The sequence below is a fragment of the Cellulomonas citrea genome (assembly GCF_009829685.1).
Classification (GTDB): domain Bacteria; phylum Actinomycetota; class Actinomycetes; order Actinomycetales; family Cellulomonadaceae; genus Cellulomonas; species Cellulomonas citrea.
On the sequence record NZ_VWSD01000395.1, the window covers coordinates 1 to 522 of the forward strand.

At 50.4% G+C, this 522-nt stretch carries 1 protein-coding gene; it reads right to left on the reverse strand.

Annotated elements, in window-relative coordinates; genetic code table 11:
* Positions 1 to 162: 162 nt before the first annotated feature.
* On the reverse strand, positions 163 to 522 hold a 360-nt coding region (argR, locus tag F2B26_RS17815; protein ID WP_159811251.1), incomplete at its 5' end, for a transcriptional regulator ArgR.

Below are 522 nucleotides of genomic sequence, written 5' to 3' on the forward strand. Positions count from 1 at the left end.
TTTGGACTCAGTGTATCCTATTGGATATATAGTATTCAATTTGAGCGTGAGTAAAATCTAGGTAAAACTCGAGTAAAACAGGGATAAAAAAAAGACACCCTTTGCTAAACAGTCAAAGGGTGTCTCTTGGGTGAATGGCCTGGGCCATCCTTGAGAAGTGGGTTAATCGGCGTAATTAAACAGCGACTTGACCGTCTCGAGTGTCTTGTCCACTTCCTGAATGTTGGAAGGGCTGATGAAGATAGTGTCGTCACCGGCGATAGTGCCCAGTATGCCTTCGGGCTTGCCGATGGAGTCCAGTAGTCTGGCGATTAGCTGGGCAGCCCCTGGGCTGGTACGGACCACTATCATAGACTGGTTATGGTCGACATCCAGTACTAAGTTTTTCAGCGGGCTGCCAGCCGTCGGGACCCCAAGTTCGGCGGGCAGGCAGTAGACCATCTCCTGTTTGGCGTTGCGGGTGCGCACGGCGCCAAACTTGCTCAGCATGCGTGAGACTTTGGACTGGTTAATATTGTTGAA